General features: G+C 69.4%; 16 protein-coding genes. 4 read left to right on the top strand and 12 right to left on the bottom strand.

Annotated elements, in window-relative coordinates:
• Positions 1 to 157: 157 nt before the first annotated feature.
• The gene (locus ACIA5A_RS26310) at positions 158 to 574 is read left to right on the top strand and encodes a SpoIID/LytB domain-containing protein (RefSeq protein WP_396767169.1); all 417 of its coding nucleotides are present in this window, start codon (positions 158 to 160) and stop codon (positions 572 to 574) included.
• 157 nt (positions 575 to 731) lie between these two features.
• Here the strand turns inward: ACIA5A_RS26310 and ACIA5A_RS26315 are convergent, their stop codons facing one another.
• The 6 genes from ACIA5A_RS26315 to ACIA5A_RS26340 form a co-directional block, all read right to left on the bottom strand.
• Complete coding sequence (locus tag ACIA5A_RS26315) at positions 732 to 1,922, bottom strand: RICIN domain-containing protein (RefSeq protein ID WP_396767113.1); 1,191 nt, start codon at positions 1,920 to 1,922, stop codon at positions 732 to 734.
• Positions 1,923 to 1,970: 48 nt separating this feature from the next.
• Complete coding sequence (locus ACIA5A_RS26320) at positions 1,971 to 4,139, bottom strand: AbfB domain-containing protein (RefSeq protein ID WP_396767114.1); 2,169 nt, start codon at positions 4,137 to 4,139, stop codon at positions 1,971 to 1,973.
• A 253-nt stretch (positions 4,140 to 4,392) separates the two neighbouring features.
• A complete protein-coding gene (locus ACIA5A_RS26325) occupies positions 4,393 to 6,030 on the bottom strand; it encodes a glycoside hydrolase family 43 protein (protein ID WP_396767115.1) in 1,638 nt (545 codons plus the stop codon).
• Positions 6,027 to 6,908 carry a carbohydrate ABC transporter permease gene (locus tag ACIA5A_RS26330; protein ID WP_396767116.1) on the bottom strand — a complete coding sequence of 294 codons (882 nt, stop codon included), beginning with the start codon at positions 6,906 to 6,908 and terminating at the stop codon, positions 6,027 to 6,029. The genes ACIA5A_RS26325 and ACIA5A_RS26330 overlap by 4 nt, the downstream gene beginning before the upstream one ends.
• A gap of 13 nt (positions 6,909 to 6,921) precedes the next feature.
• Entirely contained in the window at positions 6,922 to 7,893 is a 972-nt protein-coding gene (locus ACIA5A_RS26335) for a carbohydrate ABC transporter permease (RefSeq protein ID WP_396767117.1), read from the bottom strand.
• A gap of 70 nt (positions 7,894 to 7,963) precedes the next feature.
• On the bottom strand, positions 7,964 to 9,268 hold the full coding sequence (locus ACIA5A_RS26340) for an ABC transporter substrate-binding protein (protein WP_396767118.1): 1,305 nt from the start codon (positions 9,266 to 9,268) through the stop codon (positions 7,964 to 7,966).
• 264 nt (positions 9,269 to 9,532) lie between these two features.
• On the opposite strand from ACIA5A_RS26340, the gene ACIA5A_RS26345 reads away from it, so the two are divergent.
• Entirely contained in the window at positions 9,533 to 10,570 is a 1,038-nt protein-coding gene (locus ACIA5A_RS26345; RefSeq protein WP_396767119.1) for a LacI family DNA-binding transcriptional regulator, read from the top strand.
• 41 nt (positions 10,571 to 10,611) lie between these two features.
• On the opposite strand, the gene ACIA5A_RS26350 is transcribed toward ACIA5A_RS26345, so the two are convergent.
• Positions 10,612 to 12,234 carry a ricin-type beta-trefoil lectin domain protein gene (locus ACIA5A_RS26350; RefSeq protein ID WP_396767120.1) on the bottom strand — a complete coding sequence of 541 codons (1,623 nt, stop codon included), beginning with the start codon at positions 12,232 to 12,234 and terminating at the stop codon, positions 10,612 to 10,614.
• Positions 12,235 to 12,592: 358 nt separating this feature from the next.
• Between ACIA5A_RS26350 and ACIA5A_RS26355 the strand changes: the two genes are divergently transcribed.
• Positions 12,593 to 14,077, top strand: a complete 1,485-nt coding sequence (locus tag ACIA5A_RS26355; RefSeq protein WP_396767121.1) for an RICIN domain-containing protein — start codon at positions 12,593 to 12,595, stop codon at positions 14,075 to 14,077.
• 43 nt (positions 14,078 to 14,120) lie between these two features.
• Here ACIA5A_RS26355 and ACIA5A_RS26360 read toward each other — a convergent pair whose 3' ends face one another.
• The 5 genes from ACIA5A_RS26360 to ACIA5A_RS26380 all read right to left on the bottom strand — a co-directional run bounded on the left by ACIA5A_RS26360 (position 14,121) and on the right by ACIA5A_RS26380 (position 19,848).
• Entirely contained in the window at positions 14,121 to 15,131 is a 1,011-nt protein-coding gene (locus tag ACIA5A_RS26360; RefSeq protein WP_396767122.1) for a LacI family DNA-binding transcriptional regulator, read from the bottom strand.
• 46 nt (positions 15,132 to 15,177) lie between these two features.
• On the bottom strand, positions 15,178 to 16,200 hold the full coding sequence (locus ACIA5A_RS26365) for an ABC transporter permease (protein WP_396767123.1): 1,023 nt from the start codon (positions 16,198 to 16,200) through the stop codon (positions 15,178 to 15,180).
• Positions 16,197 to 17,171 (bottom strand): ABC transporter permease, encoded by a 975-nt coding sequence (locus ACIA5A_RS26370; protein WP_396767124.1) that lies wholly within the window; start codon positions 17,169 to 17,171, stop codon positions 16,197 to 16,199. Before ACIA5A_RS26370 ends, ACIA5A_RS26365 begins: the two co-directional genes overlap by 4 nt.
• Positions 17,158 to 18,699: a sugar ABC transporter ATP-binding protein gene (locus tag ACIA5A_RS26375; RefSeq protein ID WP_396767125.1), complete on the bottom strand. Its 1,542-nt coding sequence runs from the start codon at positions 18,697 to 18,699 to the stop codon at positions 17,158 to 17,160. The genes ACIA5A_RS26370 and ACIA5A_RS26375 overlap by 14 nt, the downstream gene beginning before the upstream one ends.
• A 72-nt stretch (positions 18,700 to 18,771) precedes the next feature.
• Positions 18,772 to 19,848 (bottom strand): ABC transporter substrate-binding protein, encoded by a 1,077-nt coding sequence (locus tag ACIA5A_RS26380; protein WP_396767126.1) that lies wholly within the window; start codon positions 19,846 to 19,848, stop codon positions 18,772 to 18,774.
• A 326-nt stretch (positions 19,849 to 20,174) separates the two neighbouring features.
• Here ACIA5A_RS26380 and ACIA5A_RS26385 point away from each other — a divergent pair, with 326 nt between their 5' ends.
• On the top strand, positions 20,175 to 22,529 hold the full coding sequence (locus ACIA5A_RS26385; protein ID WP_396767127.1) for an AbfB domain-containing protein: 2,355 nt from the start codon (positions 20,175 to 20,177) through the stop codon (positions 22,527 to 22,529).
• Positions 22,530 to 22,547: the final 18 nt, after the last annotated feature.

Consider the following 22,547-nt stretch of genomic DNA (forward strand, 5'->3'; position numbering starts at 1 on the left):
AATCCGCGACGACATCCACGAAGCCTTCCTCAGCCTCGCCTGCTCCCTCATCTGCTGGCGCCAACTCCAACGCAACCAGAGTTAGGAGTTTTAAGCACACTACCGAGCGCCATTCTGGTCTACCGGGTCGGTCTCGGACGGGTCGACCGGGTCGACTATCAAGACGTACGTCAAGAACGTCCCCCCGAACGAGTGGGTGCCGAGCTGGCCGAACGCCTCGCTGAACGCCGGTGCCGTAGCCGTCAAGAGCTATGGCTGGTACTGGGCGCTGCACTCGACCCGAAAGACCTCCGGCGGACAGTGCTACGACATCCGTGACGACGCCACCGACCAGGTCTACCGACCGTCGTCGGCGCAGTTGTCGACCTCCGCCGCGGTGGACCGCACCTGGTCGACCCGGCTGACCCGCAGCGGCTACATCATGCAGGCGCACTACTGCGCGACCACAACTGCCTGCGGTGGTTGGGTGGACGGGGACTGGATGTCACAGTACGGCTCGCGTGACCCCGCGAACGCGGGCCGGACCTACCAGGCGATCCTGCGCTATTACTACAGGGACGCGACCGCCTCCTGACGCCGTCCGCCGACCGCGCCGCCCGCCGCAGGTCGCGGCGGCTGCACCGTAGCTTCACGAGCAGGACCGTGACCGCTGTGTGACCGCCGGGTGCCGTGAGCACCCCGGTACCGGCCGGTCCGACCGGTACCGGAGAGCGCCGGACAGATGACGCCGGTCAGCCCAGCCGCCACTGTTGGTTGCCACCGAGCGGACGACCACACTCCCAGATCTGCAACCTCGTCCCATTGGCCGTTCCGTACTCGAGGGCGTCCAAACACTTCCCCGAGCGTGGGTTCACGATCGAGCCGTCACCGTTGACGGTCCACTGCTGGGCGTCATTGTTCAGACATGTCCAGAGCTGCACGACGCTGCCGTTGGCGGTACGTCCGCCCGAGACGTCCAGGCACTTGCCGGAATCGACGCCGACGAACGTGTTGCCGACGCGACGCCACTGCTGATTGCCGTTGTTCGGGAAGCAGTCGTAGAGCTGCACCGGGGTGCCGTCGGCCCTACCCCAGCCGGCCACGTCGACGCAGCGGTTGGCGGCCACCCCACGGATGACGGACGTGCCGCCCCCTCCTCCGCCACCGGTGGCGTCGCCGTTGATGTTGAAGTCGAAGAGGTTGACCGCCAGGCCCGCACCGCCGATCCAGGGCTCGAAGCCGGCCTGCACGCTCGTCATGTACCAGTTCGTGTCGATCTTTCCTCGACCGACGGAGTCATTGATAAAGGACTTCAGGCTGAAGTTCGCGAACGTGTTGCTCGGCGTGGTCCGCACATAGGAGATGACGTTCCAGCCGATGTTGCCGAACCACACGTCCCAGGTGCCACCCTCGATGGTGACGGTGGCGACACGGCTGCCGATGGGCTGTGGGCGGCCGCGGTGGTTGGTCCAGATCATCAGTTCGGCGCCGTAGTTCTGCCCGGCCGGGTTGGGGTTGGCGTCGAACCACAGGTCGAAGGCCGCGTCCCACTCACCGGAGTCGGGGGTGTTGATGTTGAACGTAGCTCTCGGGTTGGTCAACCCGGCCACTCGGGCCGGCAGGCCGCTGTTGGCGGTGCAGGCGCCGTAGTGGCAGCCGGCGTAGATGGACGGATAGGAGGCCGGCGGGCCACTGGTGGAGTTGTTGTGGTCGGCTCGGGTCACTGTGAAGCCGGCGTTCGACACGTCGATGCACTGGGTGGTGCTGGCGCCCCAGCGGTTGTTCTGCACGATGTACCGACCGCCCTGGACCTGAGCGGTGGCGTACTGGTCGCACAGCAAGGGGGCGGCGCTGGCCGGGGCCGTGCTTACTGCCAGCAATGCGGTGGCCGCGGTGACCACCAGCCCGGCGGCGGCGGCGAGTGGGCGGGATCGCCAGTTCATCGGATCCTCCTCGGTAAGAGCGGGGCGTCGCGGTGGAATGCGGATGGTTCAGGGAGCGAGTGGGCCGCTGGGCTGCCAGACGGTGTCGTCCTCGAAGTCGACCGGATTGTCGAAGGCGTTGCCGCCTCCGGGTTCGGTGACGTATCCGGCAGCGTCGTAGTGACGCAGGTAGCGGTCGGTCAGGTTGGCTGAGCGGAGGCGGACTCCGCCCGGGGTGCTCTCGGGGCAGAACGTGGCGTCGGCGCGGAACAGCGCGGTGTCGGTGAAGCTGTCCAGCCGTACCCGGAAGTCGCGGTGCCGCAGGTAGGCGCCGGAGACGTTGACGGCCGCCAGGGAGACGCAGTTCGGGTCCGCCAGACCCGGCTGAACGCGGAACGTCGCGTCCCGTCGGTCGGACTCGGCGGCGCCGGCGTCGAGCACCGACGTCACCGCGAGGAAGTTGCGATGGCGCAGGTACCGGTCGGTGAAACCGGGCGTGGTCACCCGCAGGGAGACCGTGCCTCCGGGCCGCAGTTGCGGCGGGTGATCCACCGCCGGGACGTAGGGGAAGCGTTGTGCGGCGAGGCCGTTGCAGTCCCACAGTTGTAAGCGGGTTCCGTTGGCGGTCGCGCCGCCGGGTGCGTCGAGACACCGGCCGGAGTTCGGGTTGACCAGTGCGTCGCCGCGGCGCAACCACTGTTGGGCCGGTGAGCCGTTGCAGTCCCAGATCTGCAGTCTGGTGCCGGCCGCGGTTGCCGCCCCGGGGACGTCCAAACAGCGTCCCTGAGCGCCGACCGACCCGTCGGGGCGCAAAGTCCACCGCTGCACCGGCGCGTCGTTGCACTGCCACAGTTGCACGTCGGCACCGTTGGTGGTGCCGCCGCCCGCGACATCGACGCAGCTCCCGGCGCCGCCCGCGAAGCGACCGGGGCGTGCGGAACTCGGCGGCAGAAGCGCCGAGGCCGAGTAGGCGCGACAGGTGCCGTCGGCAGCGTCGTCGGTGCTGACCTGCAACAGCGAGGAGCCGTCGGCGGATGGCACCAGGGTGGGGCTGTAATTGGGGCAGACGCCCGGGCGCGCGCCTGGCACCGCCACCGGGACGGGTGCCGCGTACCAGGCGCCCCGACCGTTGTCCAGGTTGACGAACAGCGCCCGGCCGTTGAGCGCGGCATCGGTGCCATCGGCGTTACGGACGCGCTGCGCCACCAGCAGCGCACGGCCGGTCGCGGTGGTGGCGAGCGTGGGAGTGGCGGTCAGATAGCGGCCGTCGGCGGTCTGGACCAGGGGGTCGAGCCGGGCCGGGTCACCCCAGGTCGTTCCGTCCACGGAGGTACGGGAGCGCACCGCGCAGTCGTACTGGCCGCCGAAGCCACACACCTCGTACGCGAGCAGGTAGGTGCCGTTGGGCATCCGGCGTACGGCGGGCATGCCGGGGCGGTGCCCCGGCTGTGGTCCGGTCACGATCGGCGACCGAGGTGACCAGGTGAGCCCGTCGGCGCTGATGGCTTGCACGAGGACCTGGCTGCGGCCGGGCTGGCTCTCGTCGGCGAGGTGCGCGACGAGCTGTCCGGCCGCGTCGACGAAGAACTCTGGCTCCCACAGCCCGCCGGCGTTGCTCGACTGGGCGACGGTGGACAGGTAGCGCCAGGTGCGGCCCACGTCGTTGCTCGCCCAGACGCGGATCGACATGCGCCTGTCGACCCCGCCGTCCTGGCCGAGGCTGCCGGCCCAGAGCAACGTGCCCGCGGGCAGTCCGCCGAGCGGTCGCGGCAGCTCGAACAGCGTGGTGCAGCACAGGCCCTGCCGAGCCACCGGGTCGGTGACCGCGCCGACGCGACGGAAGGGACCGTCGGCAATGCTCTCGTAGATGCCCGCGACCGGTCCGCCGGGCGCGAACTGCGTGACGGTGAGTATCACCCGACCGCTCGCGGCACCGGAGCTGGCAAGCCGTACCGCACGCGGATAAAGGGCGGCCTGGCTATCGACCGGCGCCCCGCTCGCGGCCACGGCCGGGCGGGTGGTCCCCGGTGCGGTGAGCGTGGCGACGACGCCGGCGAGGGCCACGACGGTGACCACGACGAGGCGAGCGGCGACCGGTCCGGTTCGGGAGCGGTTTACTCTGCGGTGTCGGCCGGCCAGCCGTTCCGGGGCCGGGCTCGTGGAGATCAGTTCGACGGACTTCGCCCGTTCGGGCGCGGGTTCAATGCCGCCGGGCAACAGCGGTCGTCCTGGGGTCATGGTCTCTCCTGGTGGTGGCCCGCGCTCCCGGCGAACTGCCGCCGGCCGGCTCCGATCCCTCCGCCGCCCGGTGACGGAGGGATCGGAGCCCGCGCGAGGATGTTCTGGCTCGAACGTCACAGCAACACTGTCATCGACAGAATCTGATGCCTATCCTCGTCCGAGCCAGTGTTTTCGAAACACCGCTCTGCCGTCAGAACCCGGCCAATTCACCCATGCGGTGCCATCGGGTCGCTCCGCCTCGTCCGGCAGGCTAGGGCGCCGCCCCGTACGTCGTCCGGTCGAAGTCGGCGTACGCGTCACCGCCGGTCAGGTCCTGGACCCAGAGACCGAAGAAGGCGCCCGTGAAGCCCCACACCTCGGGCACGCCGTCGACGATTTCGGTGGCGTACTCGTCGGAGAGAATGGTCGCGTCGAACGTGTCCGGCCACCAGGTCGGAGCTGTCCCCGGTGCCCCGTAGGCGAAGCGCAGCTCCGGCCCGTCCAGCGCGGCGTGCAGCTCGACCGGCCCGCGCACCGGCATCGGCCGGTCCAGACGGCGCAACCGTCCGCGCCGGCAGATCAGCACGTCGGCCACCACGCCGATGCCGTCCTGGCAGGTGAGGTGGGCGTAGTACCAGTTGCGGGTGTTGTAGTAGGCGACCACACCGGCGAGATGCTGGTACGACCGGGGCACAAAGTCGACCACCGCCGAGAAGGTGGCGCGTGGGTGGTCGACCCGCCGGGCGACCAGGCTCACCCGGTGCCGCGACGACGGCGACTGGCCCCCCGCGAGCCGCAGGTGGCCGGGGCGGCTGGTCAGCGACAGCCAATCCGGCGACGGCGGCCGGCGCAGAGTGCTCCAGGCCGGGCCGAGCCGATCGGCGTCGAAGTCGTCGGTCTTCGCCGCCTCTCGCCACGGGCGTGTGGCGAGTCGAGGGCCGGGCACCCGCTCGTGTGGAATGCCGCCCTCGATGCGCGGCCAGCCTGCCACCGTCCACTCGACGCGCTGCAGCGCGGTCTCCCGACCGAGGACGCACGCGCCCCGGCGACCGAGTGGACGCGCGGTGAGGTGCGCCAGGTACCACTCGTCGTTCGGAGCGGCGACCAGACTGCCGTGGCCGGCTTTCTGCAGGGGCAGATCCGGGCGATGGGTCGAGGTGAGCATCGGTCCGTTCGGGTCCGCCAGGTACGGGCCGGTCAGCGAGCGGGAGCGGGCCACGGTCACCTGATGCTCCCAACCGGTGCCCCCCTCGGCGGTGACCAGGTAGTACCAGCCCCCCCGGCGGTACAGGTGCGGCCCCTCCGTGAAACCGGCCGGCGTGCCCTCGAAGAGAGTGATCGGCTCCCCGACCAGGACACGGCGGTGTCGGTCGTACTCCTGCGCGATGATCCCGCCGGCCCAGGACCGGCCCGGCCGCCAGTCACAGGCGTTGGACAGCAGCCAGCTGCGGCCGTCGTCGTCGTGGAACAGCGAGGGGTCGAAGCCACGAGCGTGCAACGGCACCGGATCGGACCACGGTCCATCGATCGACGGTGCGGTGGTGACGAAGTTGGGGGTGTCCCAGAATCCACCGGTATACCCGTCGACGTCGGTGAACACCAGGTGAAACTCGCCGTCGACATGGGACAGGCAGGGCGCCCACACCCCGCCCGAGTCCGGACAGCCGGTCAGGTCCAGCAGGCGCCGGTCGGTCAGCAGACCACCAAGCGGACGCCAGTGCACCAGGTCGCGGGAGTGGTGCACCCGTACCCCCGGGTACCACTCGAACGTGGAGGTGGCGAGATAGTAGTCGTCGCCGACCCGCAGGATCGACGGATCGGGGTGGAAGCCGGGCAGCACCGGGTTGCGGATCAGAGCCGTGTCCTCGCCGGCGGGTTCTGGTCGGCCGGGCGCGAGCAGTTCCGTCATCCCTTGACCGCTCCCTGCATGATTCCGCCGACGATTTGTCGGGCCAGTAGGACGAAGACCACGAGCACCGGAAGCACGCCGAGGGTGGCGCCGGTGAGCATCAGGGCGTAGTCGGTGTAGTAACCGCTGGCGAGCACCGACAGCGCCACCTGGACGGTCGGGTTCTCCGGGTTGAGCACCACCAGCGGCCAGAAGAAGTCGTTCCAGGCTGTCATGAAGGTGAACAGGCCGAGCACCGCCGCGGCGGGCCGGATCGCCGGAAGAACGACGTGCCAGAACACCCGGATCAGACTGCACCCGTCGACCCGCGCCGCCTCGACGAGTTCCGCCGGCACCGTCTCCTCCACCGCCTGTCGCATCCAGAAGACACCGAACGCGGAGACCAACGCGGGGACGATGAGCGCCTGCAACCGACCGGTCCAGCCCAACTCGGTCATCAGCAGGTAGAGCGGGATGATGCCGAGCTGGGTCGGCACCATCATGGTGGAGATCACCAGCACGAGCAGGGCGTTGCGGCCCGGGAAGCGCAGGCGGGCGAACGCGAAGCCGGCGAGTGAGGCGAAGAAGACGTTACCCACCGCGACGGAGGTGGCGACCAGGAACGAGTTGGTCAGCGCCACCCCGAATTCGGAGCTGTCGAAGACCCGGGCGATGTTGTCCAGCAGGTGCCCACCGGGTGTCAGCGGTGGGGTGGCGTTGCCGATGACGCTGTTGTCGTTGCTGGCGACCACGAAGGTCCAGTAGAGCGGGAACATCGAGGCCACCAGCACGGCGGCGAGGAACAAGTAGATCAATTTCCCGGGCCGGCGGCCGCGCGAGTAGCGGCCCGGCCGGGCCGCGAGGGGGGGCGCGGCACCGACACGCGTGGAGGTCACCATGGTCGTCTTCCCTTCACCGGCTCGCCACCGAGCGCCGGACCGCGAGGAAATTCACCAGCGCGAACACGGCGATGAGCAGGAACAGCAGCCAGGCGACCGCGGAGGCGGAGCCGGCGTCGAAGAGCGTGAAGCCCTTTTCGTAGAGGTACATGGTCACGGTCTGGAACTGGCGGTCCGAACCGCCGTTGGGCTCACCCTGGCCGTCGAAGAGCAGTGGTTCGGCGAACAACTGCAATCCCCCGATTGTCGACACCACGGTGGTGAACAGGATCGTCGGCCGAATCATCGGGACCGTGACGTGCCAGAACGCCGACCAGGCCGAGGCGCCGTCGAGCCGGGCCGATTCATAGAGATCGGCGGGCACGGCTTGCATGGCGGCCAGGTAGATCAGCGCGTTGTAGCCGGTCCAGCGCCAGATGACAATCATGCTGATACCCAGGTGCGCGGACCACTTCTCGGCCTGCCAGTTGATCGGCTCGATCCCGACGAAGCCGAGCAGCCAGTTCGCGATCCCCGCGTCCTTGCCGAAGACCTGCGCGAAGACCAGCGCCACGGCGACCACCGAGACGATGTTGGGCACCAGCACACCGGCCCGCCAGAACGTCCGAGCGCGCAGCGTGGTGTTCAGCGCCGACGCGAGGCCGAGGGCCAGCAGTAGTTGCGGCACGGTGGAAATGACGAACAGGCTCAGGGTGTTGAACAGCGCGTTCCAGAAGTCTCCGTCGGCGAGCAGCGTGCGGTAGTTCTGCACACCCGTCCAGCCGCTGTCGCCGTTGATCAGATGCCAGTCATGCAGCGACATCCAGAACGTGGCGAGCAGGGGGAACAGCCCGAAGACTCCGAACAAAACGAAGAACGGCGCGATGAACAGGTACGGGGTCGTCCGGCGGTCCAGCACGTCGGCCAGCGTGCGGCGCCGGGGCGCAGGAGGTGGGGCCGCGGGTCGGTGCCGGGCGGCCCGGCGGAGGCTCACGTCGGTGGTCATGTCAACTCCGAGGGTTCGCGTCGGCGCGGGTGGCACGGGGGTGTCCGTGCCACCCGCGGTCGACAGCCGATCAGCCGAGGGTCTTCCGGGCCTCACCGAGCGCGGCCTGCCAGGCCTCGTCGGGTGACTGCTTGCCCTGCTCGACGCGGGCCAACGCGCGTCCGAAGACCGGCCGGACGTCGCCGTCACGGGTGCCGCGGTAGTTGGGGCGCAGGCTCTCACCCGAGCGGGCAAAGATCTCCCCCACCGGGGCGTTGTTGAAGTACTCGTTGCGGAAGTCGAGCACCGCCGGGTCCTTCAGCGGGCCGGGCTGCGAGGGCAGACTTCCGACGTTCTGGAAGATCTTGGTTTCCGACTCCGGTGAGGTGAGGAACTTCGCCAGCTCGTAGGCTTCCTTGGGGTGCTTGCCCTGCTTCGGCACCGTCAGGAATGATCCGCCCCAGTTGCCGCCGCTGCCAGGCACCTTGGCGATGTCCCACTTGCCGGCGTTCGCCGGCCCGGAGCCGTCCTTGATCAGGCCGAGCATCCAGCTCGGGCACGGCAGCGTGGCGAAGGTGCCCTGCTTGAATCCAACGTTCCACTGCTGGCTGAACGGGTCGAGCTGGGCCGACATGCCCTTGCCGCTGGCTGCTGCGGCGACCGCGGCGAAGGTGTCCCTGATCTGCGGGTTCGAGTCGCCCACGTAGGTGTCGTCGGGGTTGAAGTAGCCGTACGGTAGCTGATTGATCATGGCGCTGTAGACGTTGCCGGCGCTGTCGAACCACTTTGCCTTGCCGCCGGCGGCGACGAACCGCTGGCCGACAGCGAAGTAGTCGTCCCAGCTCGTGTAGAGCTTGGACACCTCGTCACGGCCGGTCGGCAGCCCGGCGGCCTTGAACAGGTCCGCGCGGTAGCACAGCGCCAGACCGCCCATGTCGGTGCCGAGGCCCATCACGAACGCGCCACCCTCGGCGACACCCTGCTCCCACTTCCACGGCAGCCACTGGCTCTTCAGGTCCGCCGCGCCGTAGTCCGCGAGGTTGACGAACTTGTCCTTGGACTGCCGGAACTGCGGCAGGAAGCCCTCCTCCACCGCCTCGACGTCGGCCGCGCCGGAGCCGGCTGCCAGCCGGGTGGCGAGTTGCTTGTGGTGCGGGTCGAACTCCGCCTTGCGGATCTTCACTTCGATGTCCGGGTGCGCGGTCATGTATTCCTTGGCCAGGGGCTCGTACCCGAAGTCACTGAACACCGCGACGGTGAGGGTGGTCTTGCCACCCGAGCCGCCGTCGCCGCCGCCGCAACCACTCACCGCCACGGCTAGCACGGCGGCGGTCAGCCCGGCGGCCAATCTGATGCCCGCGGCTCCGCGACGGGGCGGGGTGCGCCAAGGCGCCATCGTTGCCTCCTCCATGATCGGGCCAGCCGGCCCGCAACACACTTCTGGTGGGGTCCGCCCGGCACCGTCCCGCGGCGAGCGCGAACGGTCCGGTCGTGCCGTCGCCAGACGGGCGGCGGCGGCACCGGTGCGGTGCGACACAACGTAGGGCGGGTCGAAACATCGACCAACAAGTTTCGAAACATGTAGGAAACTGTGACCTCGGCGGGGGCAGACTGGCCGGACGCGGCGCACCACCGGGCACCGCGGCGAGAGGGAGGCACCGTGGGAGGCACATCGGCTGCTCCGGCGTCCCGGTGCACGCTCGCGACGATCGCTCGGGAGGCGAACGTCTCGGTGCCCACCGTCTCCAAGGTGCTCAACGGGCACAGCGACGTCGCACCGACGACCCGGGCGCATGTGGAGCGCCTGCTCACCCTGCACGGCTACCAGCGGCCCCGGGTGCCGCGGCGGACCAGCCGGCGAGGAGATCTCCTCGATCTGGTGATCAACGAGCTGGACAGCGCATGGGCGCTGGAGATCCTGACCGGGGTGGAGGAGGTGGCCGAGGAGGTCAACATGAGCCTCGTCGTCTCGGCCGTGCACAACCGGGCCAGCCTGACCCGACGCTGGCTGGACTCGCTGATCTCCCGCGGCTCGCAGGGGGCCATCCTGGTGCTCTCGGAACTTGCTGAGGAGCAACGCGCCGAGCTGGCCCGGCGGACGCTGCCGTTCGTCGTGGTCGACGGGGTCAGCCTGCCGCCGCCGGAGGTTCCCTCGATCGGGGCCACCAACTTCGGTGGCGGCTATGCCGCCACCGAACATCTCCTCGCTCTGGGTCATCGCCGGATCGGTGTGATCGGCGGTCCGGAGCAGATGTTGTGCACCCGGGCCCGGGTCGCCGGTTACCGGGCCGCGCTGGAGGCGTCGGGCCTGCCCGTGTGCCGTGAGCTGGTTCGCTACGGCGACTTCCACCACGCTGGCGGCCTGGCCGCCGCCCAGCGCCTGCTCGCCCTGCCGGAGCCGCCGACCGCCATCTTCGCAGGCAGCGACCAGCAGGCCACCGGCGTCTACGAGGCGGTGCGGCAGGTCGGGCGCAGCATCCCGCACGACGTCAGCGTGGTGGGCTTCGACGACCTGAACTTCGCCCAGTGGACCGCTCCCCCGCTGACGACCGTGCGCCAGCCACTGCGGGAGATGGGCGTCACCGCCGCCCGCACGCTGCTGCGCATCATCGGTGGCCAGCGACTCGACACCCATCGCATCGAGCTGGCCACGACGCTGGTCGAGCGGGAGAGCACCGCTCCCCCGCCACCGACCTGACCCGGGCCACCGGCTCGCGCCCGGCGGCCCGGGTCACGCCGTCAGACCACCTGCCACCGCTGATTGGACTGGTTCGTCCCGCAGGCCCAGATCTGCAACCGGGTGCCGTTGGCGGTGCCCCACCCGGCCGCATCGAGACACCTGCCGGAGTTCGGGTTGACCAAGGTGCCGTCGGGGTTGACCAGCCACCGTTGGGCGGCGCTGCCGGCGACGCAGGTCCACAGCCACACCTGACTGCCGTCGGCGGTACCGACCCCACGGACGTCGAGGCACTTGCCGGACCCGGTGTTGACGAAGGTGTCACCGGCCCGGCGCCAGCGCTGGGCGCCGTTGCCCAGGCAGTCCCACAACTGCACCGCGGTACCGTCCGCCGTGCCGCCGCCGGCCACGTCGACGCAGCGCCCGCTGCCGGCGCCGACAATCGCCCGGTCGGTGCCGCCGGTGCAGCGGGTGACGAAGTTACGCTCGGTCAGCCCCCGGCAGAACGAGGCGCGCGCCTCCGCGTAACGGGACAGCCGGCCGTCGACGAACCAGGTCGAGTTGACCGGGAAGTCGAAGGATCCGTCGTCCACGCCGTCCCAGCCGAAGCGGAAGTCGAGGTTGATGTAGACGGCGGCGCGGATCACGCCGCGCAGGTCGTAGCTGCCTGACATGTTCGGAATCGGACCCACGTAGTCCATCAGCGAGAACAGCCGCCGAACCCACAGATCGCCGCGCTGGGCTTCCAGACCCGCGGTGTCGGCGCCGTTGTCGGTGAAGTTCATCATCCCGGCCTCCGAGACGATCATCGGCTTGCCGTGGTCCTTGGCGAACTTCATCATCTTCAACACGTTCGCGTCGTGGTCCCAGTTGCGCCACACCGCTGCCGGATTGCCGGCCGTGTCCGTGCCGACGTAGGCGTTGCGGCACTGCGAGGCCGCCGTGTCGTAGTTCTGCGGTGGGGTGCCGTTGTAGAGGTAGCCGTTGTCGTAGATCGGCAGGCACAGCTCGTGGGCGAAGACCGAGACGCCGATCCAGTCGGTGACCGCGTCACCCGGGTAGAGCTTCTCGAACTCGCCCCGCACCGGGTGGAACACGTAGGTGACGTTGTCCTGTCGCTTTGCGGCGTTGATCAACGAGCGCACCTTCGCGAACGCGTTCCGGTAGGACGCGCACGAGGCGTCGGTGCAGTGGTAGAACGACGACACCTCGTAGTCGACGCGGAGGAAGAACTTCGCCGCGGGGTACTGATTGACGAAGGCGATCAGGTTGCCGAACTGGGCGTCGTGACGCCCGTCGGCGATCTCCTGGGTCACCGCGCGCGAGCGGGCCGCCTTGGTGTTCTCGTCGCCGCCGGTGTAGCCGGGCGGGTTGTCCTTCCAGGAGATGCCCACCTGGACCATCCGGCCCTGCTGAGCGAGTTGGGTGGCGTGGTCGCGGTGGCCGGGATTGACCCAGGTGCCGGACCTCACCTCGTAGTACACCGAGCCGCCGGACGGCGGTGCGGCGAACGAGGTGTAGTCGTTCCAGGCGGCGGCGGTGGACTGGCCGACGAACAACAGTCGGCCGCCATCGGCCGGGAGGAACGTCGCGGCCGACGCGGGGGTGGACGGGGACAGCACGGTGACGAGGCCGACGACCATCAGCAGGGCCGCGAGCATCGACAGGGCACGGGTACGTGACATGGGCGAACGCTAGGCAGCCAGCCGCCCGGAGGTCGACAGTTTTCGATAATCGAATGTTGCCGGCGTGTTTCGAAACGTCGGGACTTTCGATCGAAACGTCGTTACATTCCGGCCGTCGTTCCCACGCCGGACCGCTTCGGCGCGAGAACGGCGCCCCCCACCACCTCCGAACCAGGGAGCTTCGATGCGGACCATCCGCTCGACCGGCGGCGCACGCCGGTCCCGTACCCTGATACGCGCCGCGCTCGCCCTCGTCCTCGCGACGACGGCGAGCATCGGTGGCCTGATTCCCGCGCCCCCCGCGAGCGCCGCGGTCAGCGGCCGAAACCTTCCCGCCGACGGGAAGGTCCGCCTGTTCATGGGGCAGGACTCAAGCACGTTGGCCGACTACAAGCGCGACGTCCTGGACACCGACCCGACCGCACCGCGCCCCGGCGGGGTAACCCTGTACACCAACCTGCTGCTGGGCGGGGACCCACCGCCGCTCGCCGGTTTCTACGGCCCGGCCAACTGGGGCTCGGGCACTGTCGACTTCCCGGCCACCCTCGCGCAGTACCCGAACGCGGCGCTCGCCGTCGGCCTCTACCTGTCCGACGCCAGCACGGGCTGCAACAACCAGCCCCTGCGCGCCATCATCGGTCGCCCGGACGCCGACGTGGTCAACCTGACCGCCGGTTACCGGCAGAAGGTCGACGAGATGGTCACCTGGCTCAAGAACACCGGGCGAGAGGTGTTCCTGCGCATCGGCTACGAGTACGACGGGCCATGGAACTGCTACAACGCCGACTTCTACAAGGAGGCCTTCCGCTTCATCAAGGGTCGCATCGACGCGCTGGGCGCGACCCGGGTCGCCACCGTCTGGCAGTCCGCCGGTTGGCCGATCGACGAGCACACCGACCACCCGGAGTGGAACTACGTGGTCACGGCCGCCAACCACTTCGATGCCTGGTACCCGGGCGACCAGTACGTCGACTGGGTCGGGCTGTCCGCGTTCTACGGCGCCACCTACCAGCGCTACCAGTGGTCCTGCCGCGCCCCGAACACCTCGCCGAGAGCGTTGCAGGACCGGGCGCTGAACTTCGCCCGCGGGCACGGCAAGCCGGTCATGATCGCCGAGGCCGCGCCGCAGGGCTTCACCACCGGCGCCAAGACCTCAAGCTGCATCTTCGCGAAGAACCCGCAGCCAATCAGCGCGACAGCGCTCTGGGACACCTGGTACGCCGACTTCTTCGGCTACGTCAACGCCAACACCGACGTCATCCGGGCCGTCGCCTACATCAACACCAACTGGGACGCCCAGACGCAGTGGCAGTGCAACGGCGCTCCCGCAGGCCAGCCCGGCTGCGCCAACGGTTACTGGGGCGACTCACGTATCCAGGCCGATCCCACCATCCGCAGCCGGTTCCTCACCGAGATCCGCAAGTCGATCTACGTCGGCGGCGCCACCGCCACGAGCACCGTGATCCGCGGGCAGGGCAGCAACCGCTGCCTCGACGTGGCCGGAGGTGGCACCGCCGACGGCACCAACATCATCCTCTGGGACTGCTGGGGCGGCGCGCCGCAACAGTGGCGCCGCTCCGGCGACACCTTCGTCAACCCCCAGTCCGGCAAGTGCCTCGACGTGCGCGGCAACGGCACCGCCAACGGCAGCGAGGTCTGGCTCTGGACCTGCATCGCCGGCAGCGGCGCCCAGCGCTGGGTCCAGCAGAGCAACGGCACGCTGCTCAACCCGCAGTCGGGCAAGTGTCTGGACGCGGACGGCTGGGGCACCGCCAACGGCACCGAGCTGATCATCTGGGCGTGCGGCGCGAACCAGTCGAACCAGATCTGGCAACTGGGCTGATCCGCGGGGCGGGTCCCTGCTGCCCGGCAGGGACCCGCTCCCGTCACCGGGCAGGACCGGTGCTCTCCCGCTCGACCAGATGAAACGCGGGTTGCATGTGCGTCGGTGGGCCGGCCTCGCCCTCGATCCTGGCCACCAACCGCCGGACCGCCAGCCGGCCGATCTCCCGCTTGTCCGGGGCGATGGTGGTCAAGGTGGGGTTGCTGAAGCGGCCCTCCTCGATGTCGTCGATGCCGGCCACCACGACGTCGGCCGGCACGTTGACCCGAGCCCGGGTGAGCGCTCGGAGGGCCCCGATGGCGGTCAGGTCGTTGTAACCGAGCACCGCGTCGGGGGGATCGTCCAGGCTCAGCAGGTGACGCATGGCGCGCTCGCCGTCCGCCCGGCCGAACTGCTCGGTGGGTGCGACGAGGCGTTGGTCGAACGGGAGCCCAGCCGCGGCGAGCGCCTCCCGGTAGCCACGGATGCGCAGGTGGGCGGACTGCCGGTCGTCCCCGGGCGGCGCCCCGACGAAGGCGATCCGCCGACGCCCCAGCCCCACCAGGTGCGCGGTCGCCGTCCGGCTCGCCGCGACGTTGTCGATGGCGATGTGGTCGTACGGCACGTCGTAGACGCCCTCACCGATCAGCACCAGCGGCAACTGGGCCCGGCGGCCCACCACCTCCTCGCGGCCGATCGCCACTGGGCTGAGAATGAGGCCGTCGATGATGTGCCGCTGCGCGCCGTCCAGCAGCGTCAACTCCTCGGCACGGTCGCCGGCGGTGTTCTCCATCAACAGCGTGTACCCGAGATCGGCAGCCTCCCGCATGGCCACGTCGGCCAACTCGGCGAAATACGGGTTGGTCAACTCCGGGATGGCCAGGGCGATCAACCCGGTGCGACCGCGGCGCAGGTGCCGCGCGCTCAGGTTGGGGCTGTAGCCCAACTCGTCGATGGCCCGCTGAACGCGCTGCCGGGTGCTCTCCCCCACCGGCCGGTAGCCATTGACTACATTGGATACGGTCGCGAGCGAGACCCCCGCCTGCTTGGCGATGTCCTTCAGGCTCACACCCATACGCCATCCCTCCCGCCCGCACCGCCGACCGACTCCCGGCCCGCCCTCATCGCAGCCGCCGGATCCGGCTGAGATAGGTCTGCGTCACGACGACAACCACCAGGAACACTCCGCTCACCACCGACTGCAGCGAGGAGGTGAGGTTACCGATCTGGTTGATGACGTTCTGGATGACGCCGAGCAGCAGCACCCCACAGAGACTTCCGCTGACGCTCCCCGCGCCGCCGATCAGCAGCGTCCCGCCGATGACCACCGCCGCGATGGCGTCCAGTTCCAGGCCGACACCGAGGATGGTGACGCCGGAGCCGAGCCGGGCGGTGTTCAGCACGCCCGCGAGGCCGGCCAGCAAGCCACTGAGCACGTAGGTGAGAACTTTCACCCGCGCCACCGGCAGCCCCATCAGCGACGCCGCTTCCGCGTTGCCGCCCACGGCGAACACCGCCTGACCGTAGCCGGTGCGTTGCAACAGCAAAGCGCCCAGCACGCAGAGCACGGCGGCGACGAACACCGGGTATCCGACGCCGAACAGGGTGCCGCGACCGACGTCGAGCAACGCCGCGTTCTTCGGCACGAGGTAGGTCGTCGCCCCCTCGCCGGTGATGGCGAGCAGCAGGCCGCGGGCGCCGAGCAGGCTGGCCAGCGTGACGATGAAGGGTTCGAGGCCGGTACGGGCGATCACCAACCCGTTGAGCAGCCCGATCCCGCCGCAGACGGCCAGTGGCACCAGCAGCGCCGCCACGGTGCCGTGCGGCGACGCCCACGCCGCCAGCACCCCGCCGAGGGCGAAGACGGAACCGACCGACAGGTCGATGCCGCCACTGATGATCACGAAGGTCATGCCGAGCGCGACGATGGCGAGCGTCGCCGACTGGATGGCGATGCCGGTCAGGTTGTCCGGGGTGGCGAACGCGGGAAAGAGCATCGCCGAGACGGCACAGGCGAGCAGGAGGACGGCCGGCGCCCCGTGCCGCTGCGCGAGCGCCGCAACCCGCTCGCTGGTGGCCGTACGCCGGCGCGGTGCCTGTGCCGCGACGGCCGTGAGTTCCGTGCTGTCGGTGATGCCGGTCATCGTGTCCTCCGCTGCCGGGCGAGGTAGACGGCGACGATGATGATGACGGCCTGCACCATCTGCGCCGTGGAGTCGGGGAGGTTGTGTTTGATCATGGTGGCGCGCAGCAGTTGCATGAGCAGCGCGCCGGCCACCGTGCCGAGGACGCGGATCCGCCCACCGTTCAACGGCGTGCCACCGACCACGACCGCGGTGATGGCCGACAGTTCGATGAGATTGCCGATGGCGGACGGGTCACTGGCGGTGAGCCGGGCCGTCGCCAGCACGCCGGCCACGGCGGCGAACAGTCCGCAGAGCACGTAGGTGACGACGAGCACCCGCCGCACCGGCAGACCGGCCAGCCGCGCGGCGGCCCGATTGCCCCCGATCGCCACCAGTTGCCGGCCGTAGACGGTCCGACTGACAAGGAGCCCGACGACGATCGCCAGAACGACGGCGATCAACGCCACGACCGGCAGACCGAGGATCTCCTCGCTGCCGAGCGCGAGCAGATCGGAGTTGTGGATCTGTTTGAGCTGGCCGTCGGCGACGACCAGCGCGATGCCCCGACCCGCGACGAGCAGGGCGAGAGTCGCCACGATCGGTTGCAGACCGACCACGGCGACGAGGGCGCCGTTCAGGGCGCCCGCGACGACTCCGGCCAGCATCGCCACGGCGATCGCCGGCACCGCACCGAACCCCAGGTAGAGCGGCAGCGCCGCGGCCGCCAGCGCCATCACCGAGCCGACCGAGAGGTCGATACCCTCGCTGCCGATGACCAGGGCCATGCCCAGCGCCACGATCAGGACCGGTGCGACCTGCACGAGTTGGGTGCGCAGGTTGCCGAGTTCGACGAAGTTCTCGGTGAACGCGGCGTTGAACAGCAGCAGCGCCACAACGGCCGCGTAGACGCCGTAGTCCTGCACGTACCGGGTCAACGCCGCCCGGTCGACGGACCGGGCGGGCGCGGGGCCCGTCTCAACGGTCTTCATCACGGTCCTCCCTGTCGGCGGCGAGCCGGGTCATGATGGCGTCCTCCGAGACGTCGTCGCCGGTGAGTTCCCCGACCACGGCGCCAGCCCGCAGCACGACCACCCGGTCGGCGCCCTCGACCAGTTCCTCAAGGTCGGAGGAGATGAGCACGACGGCCAGACCGTCCCGGGCGAGTTCGGCGACGAGCGCCTGCACCTCGGCCTTGGCGCCCACGTCGATGCCGCGGGTCGGTTCGTCGAGCAGCAGCAGGCGTGGATTCAGGCAGAGCCACCGGGCGAGCAGCACCTTCTGCTGGTTGCCACCGGACAGCTCCCCCACCCGTTGCTCGGGGCTGGACGCCCGGATCCGCAGCCGACGCATGAACGTCTCGACGATGCGGTCCTGGTGGGCCCGGCTGATCACCCCGGCTCGGGCGAGTCGCGGCATGGCCGCCAGCACGATGTTCTCCCGTACCGACAATTCGGGGATGACGCCCTCGGCCTTGCGGTCCTCCGGCAGCAGCGCGATGCCCGCGCGCAGCGCGGCGGCGGGCGTGGGTCGGCGGATCTGCCGGCCGTCCACGACGACGCGGCCGGCGTCCAACGGCAGCGCACCGACGATGGCCTTGACCGTCTCCGAGCGGCCGGAGCCGAGCAGTCCCCCGAGCCCGACCACCTCCCCGCCGGCCACGGTGAACGACACGTCGTCCAGCGCATGTCGCTTGCGCAGCCCTTCGGCGCGCAGGACCGGGTCGCCGTCGATCGGCCCGTGTCCGGTGAAGGCGGTGACGCCCTCCCGGGCGACCTGGGTCTGGCTGCGTCCCAGCATGTGTGCCACGAGTTGCAGCCGATCCAGCTCGGCGAGCGGGCCGGTGTGCACGGTCCGGCCGTCGCGCAGGACGGTGATCCGGTCGCACAACTCGTAGAGTTCGTCGAGGCGGTGACTGACGTAGATCACCGCGATGCCTCGGGCGCTCAACCGCCGTACCACCTCGAACAGGGTGGCCACCTCGTGGGGTTCGAGCGACGACGTCGGCTCGTCCATGATGAGCACGCGGGCGTCGACGGCGACCGCGCGGGCCAGCGCGACCATCTGCTGGGCGGCCAGGCTCAGTGAGCGCAGGGGGCGGGTGACGTCGACCTCGATGCCGTAGCGGGACAGCATCTCGCCGGCCTGGCGGTTCATCCGCCCCACGTCGACAAGCCCGAGGCGACGGGGCTCCCGACCGAGAAACAGATTGCGCGCCACGCTCATCAGCGGAATGAGGTTAACCTCCTGGTAGATGGTCGAGATGCCGGCGCGCTGCGCGTCCATCGGCCGGTCGAAGGCCACCGGTTCGTCGAGGTAGCGCACGGCGCCGCCGTCCGGCCGGTAGACGCCGGTGATCACCTTGATCAGCGTCGACTTGCCAGCCCCGTTCTCGCCGACCAGCGCGTGCACCTCGCCGGGACGCAGGACCAGTTCCACCCCGTCCAAGGCGAGCACGCCCGGGAATTTCTTGGTCAGGCCCCGCACTTCGAGAACAGGTGCCGCCGCGTCGTCAGTCATGTCGGTCTTCCCTTGGTGAGACAGGACGACCGGGCCGGTACGCCCGACGGCGCACCGGCCCGGACCGGACGGTCAGTAGGCGCTGCCGAGTGACTCGCGGGCGCTGTCCGTCGCGTACTCCCGGTCGGTGATGATCACGTTCTCCGGGATCGGGGTGCCGGCGTAGAAGTCCTGCGCGGTCTTGAAGGCCAGCGGCCCGAATCGGGGGTTGGACTCGATCACCGCGTTGATGGTGCCGTCGACGATGCCCTGCACGGCGTTGCGGGTGCCGTCGATTGAGACGATCTTGACATCCTTACCCGGGTTCTTGCCGGCGGAGCGCAGCGCCGTCACCGCACCCAGCGCCATCTCGTCGTTCTCCGCGTAGACGGCGGTGATGCCGGGGTTGCTGGAGATGAGCTGTTCCATCACCGCCTGGCCCTTGTCACGCGCGAACTCGCCGGTCTGCTGCGCCACGATCTCGAGGCCGGGTGCGGTCGCCTTGATCTGGTCGACGAACCCGTTGGTCCGGTCGGTGGTCACGTTGTTGCCCGAGGAGCCGAGCAGGATGGCGACCTTCCCCTTGCCCCCGGTGACCTTGACCATGGCGTCGGCGGCACGCTTGCCCTGGGTCACGAAGTCCGAACCCAGGAACGCCAGGTAGTCCTTACAACTGGTGGCGTTGATCTTACGGTCGATGGTGAGGACGGGAACCTTCTTAGCCGCCGCAGCCTGCAGGGCCGGCTCCAGGCCATCGCTGTTGAGCGGCGCCACGATGAGGAACTGGGCACCCTGCGCCAGCATGTCCTGGATGTCGCTGATTTGCTTGGAGAGCTGCGACTGCGCGTTCGTGACCAGCAGCTTCTTCACCCCGATCTTGGCCGCCTCGTCGCGGATCGACTGCGTCTCGGCGATCCGGAACGGATTCGCCTCCTTCTCTGACTGGGAGAAGCCCACGACGGCGTCGGCCAGGTCCAGCTTCGGGGCGCCGTAGCTCTCCAGCGTGCAACTCGCGCCGCTCGGCGCGGCGGAGGCGACCTGCTGCTCACCGCCGCTGCCCGCCGGAGCGGGGGTGCCGTCGGTCTCGCTCTTGGTGCAGCCGGTCAGCATCACCGACGCGGCGAGCAGCGCGACCGACAGGTGGGTCAGGGCCTTCTTTCCGGTGCTCATGGGCTACTCCTCAGACATGGTGGACCATCTCGGCGGCGGGCCGAGGCGCGCGGGAACGCAACCGAGCCGCCGGGGCGGTCGTGTGGTGAACGCCGGTCGATGCGTGGCAACACATCGATGGAAGAGGATTGACGGGTTGTCCGTCGAGCCTCTATAACGTTATACGGGTGGCCATGGAAGTCAATACGATCACCACCGATCGCTCCCGGAAATCCCATCGACATCCGGGTCCGGCCCCGGGACCGGACCGACCGGCCGCCCTGACACCCCACCGCCAGCCGCCAGTGGCGAAGGTCGGCCCTGACGGCCCGTCCGATGGAGACGGCATGACACGTCCCGATCCCGTCCGCCTCGCCGCGCCCCTGCTGGCCGTCCTCGCCCTGGTCGCTGGCCTGCTCACCGCACCGGCCGCACCGGCGCATGCCGCGCCGGCGAAGAACCCACCGCTGACCACCCCCTGGACCGCGCAGGCGCTCAACGGCACGCCGCTGCCGGACTATCCGCGACCGCAGATGACCCGCCCGGACTGGCTCAACCTCAACGGCGAGTGGCAGCTACGCCAGTCCACCACCGACGACGCCCCCCAGTTCAACACCGACCTGCCCGAACGCATCAACGTGCCGTTCCCCGTGGAGAGCGCGCTGTCCGGGGTGCAGCGGAGCGCCGGCGACAACCGCAACTACCTGTTCTACCGCCGGACCGTCACGGTGCCGACGAACTGGAGTGGGCGCCGCGTGCTGCTGCACTTCGGTGCTGTCGACTGGCAGACCACCGTCTGGGTCAACGGCAACGCCGTCGGCGCTCACACCGGTGGCTACGACGCCTTCACCTTCGACGTCACCCCGCACCTGCGCGGCGGCGCGAACGAGATCGTGGTGAAGGTGTGGGACCCGACCGACAGCCGGCAGAACGGCAGTCTGCCGCCGATTGGCAAGCAGACCAAGCAGCCCGGTGGCATCTTCTACACGCCGAGTTCGGGCATCTGGCAGACGGTGTGGCTGGAACCGGTGCCGGCCGCCTCGATCAGCAGCGTCGACCTCTACCCGAGCCTGGCCGACAACACCCTCCGCGTCCGGGTCTTCACCCGCGGAGACGTCACCGGTCACGGCGTCCTGGCCGAGGCGCTCGACGGCGCCACCGTGGTCGGCTCCGCGACCGGCGGTTTCACCGAGTTCAAGGTGCCCGTGCCGAACGCCCGCCGATGGTCACCCGACGATCCGTTCCTCTACAACCTCCGGGTCACGCTGCGCAACGCCGCCGGCGGTCAGGTCGACCGCACGACGCACTACTTCGGCATGCGCGAGATCAGCACCGGTGTGGTCAACGGCGTCTTACGGCCCAAGCTCAACGGCCAGTTCGTCTTCCAGACCGGAACCCTGGACCAGGGATTCTGGCCGGACGGGCTCTACACCGCGCCCACCGACGCCGCGCTCGCCTTCGATCTGCAGAAACACAAGGATCTCGGCTTCAACATGGTGCGCAAGCACATCAAGGTCGAACCGCAGCGCTGGTTCTACCACGCCGACCGCCTCGGTCTGCTGGTGTGGCAGGACGTCCCCTCGCTGACCGCACAGGACATCAACGCGACCGACGCGCAGCAGACGCAACTCGAGACCGAGGCCCGCGAGATCGTCGACGAGCACCGTAGCTCCCCGGCGGTGGTCACCTACACCGTCTACAACGAGGGATGGGGGGAACGCGCACTCTCCGACACCCGCCGGGTCGCCCAGAACGTGAAGAACCAGGACCCGACCCGACTGGTCAACGCGCACAGCGGTTACAACTGCTGCCAGTCACTGGGAAATCCCGGCAACGGTGACATCGACGACTGGCATGTCTATCTCGGACCCGACTCACCCGTGCCGTCGAGCAGCCGGATCGCGGTGCTCGGCGAGTTCGGCGGCTTGGGCCTGCGCGCGCCCGGCCACGAGTGGAGCCCGAACGGCAACTTCTTCGCCTACGAGTGGCAACCGAACTCGACCGCGCTGACCGACCGTTACGTCGGGCTCGTGCAGGGCGCACAGAATCTGATGCTCGGCAAGGGTCTGAGCGCCTCGGTGTACACCGAGATCGCCGACCAGGAGGGTGAGCTGAACGGGTTCCTCACCTACGACCGGCAGGTGGTGAAGATGGACCAGGCCCGAGTGCGGGCCGCCAACCTGTCCCTCATCAACGCGTCCAGGTCGATCGGCAGCTCGGCACCGGTGGCACTGCCGCTTAACACCCGACGGTCTCTGCAGGTCACGACACCCGGCTACACCAACCGGTACCTGCGGCACCGAGGCAGCCTCGCCTACACCGAGGTGGTGGACGCGACCAGCTCCGCGCTGCTCAAGAACGACGCTACCTACACCGTCCGGACTGGTCTGGCCGACCCAGCCTGCTACTCGTTCGAGTCGGTCAACTTCCCCGGACAGTTCCTCCGGCACCAGGAGTCACGGGTGCGCAACTCACCCAACGACGGATCGGCGCTTCTGCGCGCCGATGCCACCTGGTGCGCCCGGGTCGGCGTCACGGGCAGCGGCGTCTCGTTGGAGTCCTACAACTTCCGCGGCAAGTACCTGCGGCACTACAACTCGGAGGTCTGGCTGAGCAACGGCACGGGCGGTGAGGCGTGGAACTCCCCCACGCTGTGGGCCGCGGACAGCACCTGGAACATCACGACACCCTGGGCGCCCTGACGCGCACCGGTCCAGGGC

The organism is Micromonospora sp. NPDC051300, from assembly GCF_044455315.1.
GTDB lineage: Bacteria > Actinomycetota > Actinomycetes > Mycobacteriales > Micromonosporaceae > Micromonospora > Micromonospora robiginosa.

What these genes read in the sequence shown, in the direction of transcription:
- ACIA5A_RS26315 (WP_396767113.1), bottom strand. Translation starts at nt 1,922, where the DNA reads ATGAACTGGCGATCCCGCCCACTCGCCGCCGCCGCCGGGCTGGTGGTC.
- ACIA5A_RS26320 (WP_396767114.1), bottom strand. Translation starts at nt 4,139, where the DNA reads ATGACCCCAGGACGACCGCTGTTGCCCGGCGGCATTGAACCCGCGCCC.
- ACIA5A_RS26325 (WP_396767115.1), bottom strand. Translation starts at nt 6,030, where the DNA reads ATGACGGAACTGCTCGCGCCCGGCCGACCAGAACCCGCCGGCGAGGAC.
- ACIA5A_RS26330 (WP_396767116.1), bottom strand. Translation starts at nt 6,908, where the DNA reads ATGGTGACCTCCACGCGTGTCGGTGCCGCGCCCCCCCTCGCGGCCCGG.
- ACIA5A_RS26335 (WP_396767117.1), bottom strand. Translation starts at nt 7,893, where the DNA reads ATGACCACCGACGTGAGCCTCCGCCGGGCCGCCCGGCACCGACCCGCG.
- ACIA5A_RS26340 (WP_396767118.1), bottom strand. Translation starts at nt 9,268, where the DNA reads ATGGCGCCTTGGCGCACCCCGCCCCGTCGCGGAGCCGCGGGCATCAGA.
- ACIA5A_RS26350 (WP_396767120.1), bottom strand. Translation starts at nt 12,234, where the DNA reads ATGTCACGTACCCGTGCCCTGTCGATGCTCGCGGCCCTGCTGATGGTC.
- ACIA5A_RS26355 (WP_396767121.1), top strand. Translation starts at nt 12,593, where the DNA reads ATGGGGCAGGACTCAAGCACGTTGGCCGACTACAAGCGCGACGTCCTG.
- ACIA5A_RS26360 (WP_396767122.1), bottom strand. Translation starts at nt 15,131, where the DNA reads ATGGGTGTGAGCCTGAAGGACATCGCCAAGCAGGCGGGGGTCTCGCTC.
- ACIA5A_RS26365 (WP_396767123.1), bottom strand. Translation starts at nt 16,200, where the DNA reads ATGACCGGCATCACCGACAGCACGGAACTCACGGCCGTCGCGGCACAG.
- ACIA5A_RS26370 (WP_396767124.1), bottom strand. Translation starts at nt 17,171, where the DNA reads ATGAAGACCGTTGAGACGGGCCCCGCGCCCGCCCGGTCCGTCGACCGG.
- ACIA5A_RS26375 (WP_396767125.1), bottom strand. Translation starts at nt 18,699, where the DNA reads ATGACTGACGACGCGGCGGCACCTGTTCTCGAAGTGCGGGGCCTGACC.
- ACIA5A_RS26380 (WP_396767126.1), bottom strand. Translation starts at nt 19,848, where the DNA reads ATGAGCACCGGAAAGAAGGCCCTGACCCACCTGTCGGTCGCGCTGCTC.
- ACIA5A_RS26385 (WP_396767127.1), top strand. Translation starts at nt 20,175, where the DNA reads ATGACACGTCCCGATCCCGTCCGCCTCGCCGCGCCCCTGCTGGCCGTC.